Raw genomic sequence first — 951 nt, forward strand, 5'->3', positions numbered from 1 at the left:
ATGCTGCACGCGAGGCCGGTCGGCGCTGGCGAAACGGTGGCGGCGGCTCCGGCATGGCGTTCGTTGCGGCCGGTCACGGTTATTTTCTGAGCCATAGAACCAATAGCTGGGTGAGCTCGCGCGACGAGCATAATGGTGTCAATGAGGGGCTGCTGACGCCGTTGTACGCGAGTGAGCTCAAAAGTCTTATCGAGGTCCGCAGTCGCATGCCGGTGATCCGGCCACGCGTGCAGGATGCTGGACTGATTCATCCGGAGAGTGGCTTTGAATGGTGGACCATGGCCGCTCGTTATGCGATCGCGGAGCAATATCCAGGTGAGACGTCGATATGGAATACCCACGCAGGCAGCACCGCGTGGAACCGGGAGGAGCTGGAGGACATCAACAGCAGGCCAAAGCTCGCCAACCACGTGAAGGCGGAGATGGTCATCCATCTACATAGCAATGCCGACGACAACGGAACCGCGCGCGGTGCGCGCGTCATCGTCCAAGCAGGGCGCCCTGATGATCAGGCACTTGCGAGCAGTGTGCTTTGTTCGATGAAGGAGGCAATACAGAGTCGGCCCGGCTACGAGTCGTTCGTGGTGGCGACGAAGCCGCATGTAGACAATAAAGGGGAGAACAGGGAGGCGAAGATGCCCTCGATCATCGTCGAAACTGCCTTTCACACCAATCCCGAGGATGCCAAGGCATTGCTCGATCCGGTGTTTCGCACCGCGTCGATGAAGGGGGTGGAGAAGGGCTATCGCCTCTGGGCCGCAGGCAAGGACTGCACGGCTTTTGAACTGGGTCCGATTGAGGACTTTTCCCTTCCCATTGGTGGCGCTTCCGAGTTGACGCTGAAAGTGCAGGGAAATCCCCAGTTTCCAGTGACGCTCGAAACCCATGTGGCCGGATGCTCGGAACAAGGGGCCTGCGACGCCTACACCAAGGTGTTCGATGATCCCGACG

1 protein-coding gene is annotated in these 951 nt (G+C 59.6%); it reads left to right on the top strand.

The window, feature by feature from the left end; translation table 11 throughout:
• Positions 1-110: 110 nt before the first annotated feature.
• Positions 111-951: N-acetylmuramoyl-L-alanine amidase family protein (locus ACXJKH_RS21270; RefSeq protein WP_457322353.1), on the top strand; the 841-nt coding region annotated here is incomplete at its 3' end.

It is taken from the genome of Stenotrophomonas sp. P5_B8 (genome assembly GCF_054049855.1).